The sequence below is a fragment of the Microbacterium sp. AR7-10 genome, from assembly GCF_001878835.1.
GTDB lineage: Bacteria > Actinomycetota > Actinomycetes > Actinomycetales > Microbacteriaceae > Microbacterium > Microbacterium commune.
In genome coordinates this window covers 1-4,995 of record NZ_MJIR01000099.1, presented here as the reverse complement: position 1 = coordinate 4,995, position 4,995 = coordinate 1, and the positions used below count along the sequence as shown (strand labels likewise).

At 67.1% G+C, this 4,995-nt stretch carries 6 protein-coding genes and 1 tRNA gene; 3 read left to right on the top strand and 4 right to left on the bottom strand.

What is annotated here, in order from left to right:
• Window positions 1-83 precede the first annotated feature (83 nt).
• Window positions 84-614 carry a methylated-DNA--[protein]-cysteine S-methyltransferase gene (locus BFN01_RS13155; RefSeq protein ID WP_071644795.1) on the top strand — a complete coding sequence of 177 codons (531 nt, stop codon included), beginning with the start codon at window positions 84-86 and terminating at the stop codon, window positions 612-614.
• 137 nt (window positions 615-751) lie between these two features.
• Here BFN01_RS13155 and BFN01_RS13150 read toward each other — a convergent pair whose 3' ends face one another.
• Both BFN01_RS13150 and BFN01_RS13145 read right to left on the bottom strand, forming a co-directional pair.
• Entirely contained in the window at window positions 752-2,371 is a 1,620-nt protein-coding gene (locus BFN01_RS13150) for a cation acetate symporter (RefSeq protein WP_071644794.1), read from the bottom strand.
• Window positions 2,368-2,715 (bottom strand): DUF485 domain-containing protein, encoded by a 348-nt coding sequence (locus tag BFN01_RS13145; protein WP_071644793.1) that lies wholly within the window; start codon window positions 2,713-2,715, stop codon window positions 2,368-2,370. Before BFN01_RS13145 ends, BFN01_RS13150 begins: the two co-directional genes overlap by 4 nt.
• 109 nt (window positions 2,716-2,824) lie before the next feature.
• Between BFN01_RS13145 and BFN01_RS13140 the strand changes: the two genes are divergently transcribed.
• Window positions 2,825-3,679, top strand: a complete 855-nt coding sequence (locus BFN01_RS13140) for a LuxR C-terminal-related transcriptional regulator (protein WP_071644792.1) — start codon at window positions 2,825-2,827, stop codon at window positions 3,677-3,679.
• Window positions 3,680-3,766: 87 nt separating this feature from the next.
• Complete coding sequence (locus tag BFN01_RS13135; protein ID WP_071644791.1) at window positions 3,767-4,111, top strand: Lsr2 family protein; 345 nt, start codon at window positions 3,767-3,769, stop codon at window positions 4,109-4,111.
• A gap of 68 nt (window positions 4,112-4,179) precedes the next feature.
• Here BFN01_RS13135 and BFN01_RS13130 read toward each other — a convergent pair.
• Both BFN01_RS13130 and BFN01_RS13125 read right to left on the bottom strand, forming a co-directional pair.
• Window positions 4,180-4,253, bottom strand: a tRNA-Arg gene (locus BFN01_RS13130).
• Between the two features lie 29 nt (window positions 4,254-4,282).
• Window positions 4,283-4,780 (bottom strand): HNH endonuclease, encoded by a 498-nt coding sequence (locus BFN01_RS13125; protein WP_071644796.1) that lies wholly within the window; start codon window positions 4,778-4,780, stop codon window positions 4,283-4,285.
• Window positions 4,781-4,995 lie beyond the last annotated feature (215 nt).

Sequence of the window (4,995 nt, the reverse complement as noted above, 5' to 3'; positions counted from 1 at the left end):
ACAGCGCATCCGCCGGTCGCGGTTGTGCACCGGCTCCGCGATCGCCGCACCCCAGGGGCAGGGGCCGGGAGCAGGATGGGGGCATGACCTTTCGCTACGACTTCGCACCCACGCCGTTCGGCGACGCGCTCGCGGTCTTCTCGGATGCCGGGATCGTCAGCTTCGACCTGTCGGAGTCGGCGGATCCGCGGGTGCCATGGCTTCTCGAGAGCGTCAGCCGACGCATCGGCGAGATGCCCGTGTCGTCGCCCGGCGCCGCGGACGAGCTCACCCTGGCGCTCGACGAGTACTTCGACGGGAGGCCCGTGCGATTCGACGAGCGCTTCGCCTTCGACTGGAGTCTGGTCGACGGATTCACCCGATCCGCGCTGCAGGCCGTCTGCGGCATCCCGTGGGGCGAGACCATGAGCTACGGAGAGGTCGCGGTGATCGCCGGCAGCCCCGGTGCGGCCCGAGCCGTCGGCACCGCATGCCGGGTCACTCCGCTGTCGGTGATCGTCCCCGTGCACCGCGTGATCCGCTCCGACGGCACACCCGGCCACTACGGCGCGCATCCGGAACGCAAACGGTATCTGCTCGATCTCGAGCGCGAGGCGTCGGCCGCGCGGTCGTGATCCGGCCGCGCTGGGGCGCGGCGGCGGTCGCCTTCTGGGGACGAGGTGCCGAACGAAGCGGAGCCCGACGTGTAGGCCGCCGGGCTCCGCTCCTGCCGCGCGAGGGACGCGGCGTTCGGGTATATCTGGGGAGAGACCTAGTGATCCACCGCCTTCTCGGCGCCGAAGCCGGTCAGCGAGCGCACCTCCATCTCGGCGGCGAGGGCGCGTGATTCGGCCGTCTTCGCCGTGATCGTGCCGATCCAGCCGAGCAGGAAGCCCAGCGGGATCGAGACGATGCCCGGGTTGTTCAGCGGGAAGATCGCGATGTCGATCCCGGGGATCATCGCCTTGTCGTTGCCCGAGAACACCGGGGAGATCACGATGAGACCGATGGCCGCGAGCAGGCCGCCGTACATGCTCCACACCGCGCCGCGGGTGTTGAAGCGCTTCCAGAACAGCGAATAGAGGATGGTGGGCAGGTTCGCCGACGCCGCGATCGCGAACGCGAGCGCGACGAGGAAGGCGATGTTCTGCCCCTGAGCGCCGATGCCGCCGATGATCGCGAGCACTCCGATGACGATGACCGTGCGCCGGGCCACCTTGACCTCGCCGTTCGGGTCGGCCGTCCCCGTGCCGTCCTTGCCGCGCTTGATCACGTTCGAGTAGATGTCGTGTGCGAACGATGCGGCTGCGGTGATCGTCAGGCCTGCCACGACCGCGAGGATCGTCGCGAACGCCACCGCCGAGATGAAGCCCATCAGCAGCGGACCGCCCAGGGCCTGGGCGAGCAGCGGCGCCGCGGAGTTCACGCCGCCCGGCGCCGCAGCGATCCGCTCGGGTCCGACGAGCGCGCCGGCCCCGTACCCGAGCACGAGGGTCAGCAGGTAGAACCCGCCGATGAGCCAGATCGCCCAGACGACCGACCGCCGCGCCTCCTTCGCCGTGGGCACGGTGTAGAAGCGCATCAGCACGTGCGGCAGGCCCGCCGTGCCGAGGACGAGCGCCATGCCGAGCGAGAGGAAGTCGAGCGGGTTCGCGCCGTACTGCAGACCAGGGCCGAGGATCTTCTCTCCGCTGGGTGAGTTGTCGACTGCGCTCTCCAGCAGCGTGTTCAGGCTGAAGCCGTGCAGGGCGAGAACCCACAGCGTCATCGCGAGGGCACCGGCGATGAGCAGCACCGCCTTCACGATCTGCACCCAGGTCGTGCCCTTCATCCCCCCGATCAGCACGTACACGATCATGAGCACGCCGACGATGGCGATCACCAGCGACTGGCCGATCCGGTCGTCGATGCCGAGCAGCAGCGAGACCAGCCCGCCTGCCCCTGACATCTGCGCGAGCAGGTAGAAGAAGCAGACGGCGAGGGTGGTGAGAGCCGCCGCCATGCGCACGGGCCGCTGCTTGAGACGGAACGAGAGCACATCCGCCATCGTGAACTTGCCCGTGTTGCGCATCATCTCCGCGACCAGCAGGAGCGCGACGAGCCACGCCACCAGGAAGCCGATCGAGTAGAGGAATCCGTCGTACCCGTTCAGCGCGATCGCTCCGCAGATGCCGAGGAACGACGCGGCGGACAGATAGTCGCCCGCGATGGCGAAGCCGTTCTGCGTGCCGCTGAACGAACGGCCCGCGGCGTAGTAGTCGGCTGCCGTCTTGTTGTTGCGGCTGGCGCGGATCACGATGAACAGGGTGACCGCGACGAATGCGCCGAAGATCGCGATGTTCAGAACGGGGTCGTTCTGCACCGCCTCGGCGGCCAGATGGGTCGTCGTCATGCCTTCGCCTCCGCCTTCTCGAGCTCTTCACGGATCTCGGTCGCGACCGGATCGAGACGTCGGTTCGCGAAGGACACATAGGCCATCGTGATGACGAAAGTCGTGACGAATTGGCCGAGCCCCATGAGCAGGCCGACCGTGATGTCACCCCATACCCGCTGGCTCATGAAATCCGTCGCGAACGCGGCCAACAGCACGTAAGCGAAATACCAGATGAGGAAGAACCCGGCCATCGGGAAGATGAACGAGCGCTGCAGTCTTCTCAATCCCTGGAATCTGTCCGATTCCTCGACAGCGATGTAGTCGATTCCCGGAGCGGAATCGTGCGTCGTCGGTTGAGTCATGGGGCCTCCTTGCCACATGTCCGTCGTCCGCGTGAAGGAATTCACGCGGTGGTATCGTCGACGCTACGAAACGGGCGGGCCCTGTCGTCACCCCCGAAAGTTGGTATCAGTGCAATCGGACAATCACCGAGGGGTCGCCGACGACCCCGTGTCCGCCGGCGTGCGAGAACTCGCCCGTCGCACCCGCTTCCCGGTCGCATTCGGCGGGCTCATCGAAGACGGTGTCGTGCGGGTGACGAGCATCGTCGGCAATCGCACGCACAGCCTCGAAGGGCTGACCGTGCGGCCGGAGCGCGGGCTCGGCGGACGCGCGATGATCGAGCTCCGACCTCGGATGACGAGCAACTACCGCACATCGCAGCACATCACGCACGACTACGACGTGTTCGTGCTCGGCGAGGGTCTGCGCACCCTGCTCGCACTGCCGATCGTCGTCGAGGGACGCCCGCGGGGCGTGCTCTACGCGGGCGCGTGGGAAGAGTCGCGCGTCGGCGGCGTCACCACCGCGCCGGCGATGGCCGTGGCGCAAGATGTCGCGAACGAGCTGCGCATCCGAGACGAGGTGGAGCGGCGGATGCGATCGATGCGGCGGGATGCGGCCGTGCAGGGCTCGCACCTCGAGGATCTCAGAGAGAGCTTCGCCGAGCTGCGCAGCATCGCCGCATCGGTCAGCGACGAGAGGATCCGAGAGCGAATCGCCGCGATCGAACGACGCCTGGTGGGTGCATCATCGCCCGAGCCGCCCACGACGACGCAGCCGCTCGCGACCGTGCGACTGTCGCCGCGCGAGACGGATGTGCTCGCGCGTGCCGCGCTCGGCTCGACGAATGCCGAGATCGCCGCGCAGCTGGGATTGCGCGAAGGCACGGTGAAAGCGTATCTGAGCGCTGCGATGTCGAAACTCGACGCGTCCACACGCCATGCGGCGGTGGCGCGCGCGAGGCGCGCGGGCCTTCTTCCCTGACCCGCGAAGACATTTCGCGCGATGCATTCGAAATATGAATGCGCGCGTCGATTGCGCACGCCTCAGGAATTGAAATACCTTATTCTCATGGCTCGAAGAATTGTGCACCAGCTGGTCGACGATATCGATGGAACGCTTCTCGAGGTGGGCGAAGGAGAGACCGTTCATTTCGCACTGAATGGAGTCGCCTATGAGATCGATCTGACGAATTCCCACGCGGAGGCGCTGCGCGACGCACTCGCCCCGTACATCGAGGCGGGCCGGCGCGCCGCCGGGTCCACCGCGACGCGCTCTTCCGCACCGCGACGCCGCTCGGCGGCAACATCCGAGACGGTCGAGATCCGTGAATGGGCGAAGAAGCAGGGCATGAAGGTCTCCGAGCGCGGGCGCATCGCCGCCGACGTGCTCGAGGCGTATCACGCCGCGCACTGAGCCCACGATATAGGCGGGCGGATAGACGACGCAGGGAGCCACCCTCCGGGTGGCTCCCTGCGTCGTCGTGCCCTCGACAGGATTCGAACCTGCGACCTGCCCTTTAGGAGAGGGCCGCTCTATCCGACTGAGCTACGAAGGCGCCAGACAAGTCTAGTCGCCGGCCTGAGCCTAGGCCGCCAGCGCGAGGTATCGCTCCCACACCGGGTCGCCTCGTTCCACTCCGCGCACCACCCACGTTCCGCCGTGCGGGGCTCGAGGTGTGCGATGCAGCTCCCAGCCCATCTCCTGCGGCGTGCGGTCGCTCTTGGCGTTGTTGCACCGCAGGCAGCACGCGACGAGGTTCTCCCAGCTGTCCCCTCCCCCGCGCGAGCGCGGCATCACATGGTCGATCGTCGACGCCGCCTTCCCGCAGTATCCACAGCGATGCTCGTCGCGCCGAAGCACTCCGCGACGGGTGACCGGCTGCCGGCGCGCGGCCGGGACACGCACGTACCGGGTGAGCAGGATGACCACGGGGCGGTCGAACCGTCGCCGCCCCGCGATGACGGGATCATTCTCGACCCGCTCGATAACGCTGGCCTTGTCGTTCATCACGAGCACCATGGCTCTCTTGAACGAGACCACCGTCAGCGGTTCGTATCCGGCGTTCAGGACCAGTGTGCGCATCGTCGTCATCCTCTCGATCCGCCGGGATGGCTTCCCGGCACTCTCGACTCACACGACGTCGACGGATGAGGAGGGGACGCGGATACAGCAAGAGGCGCTGTCTGTAGACAGCGCCTCTTGCTGTTTCCGCGTCCCCTCCTCCTCCGTCGACGTCGTGTTCTGTCTCTTATAACCATCTGACGCCGCCGGCGAACTCTCGGGTTGCAGCTTCGGGG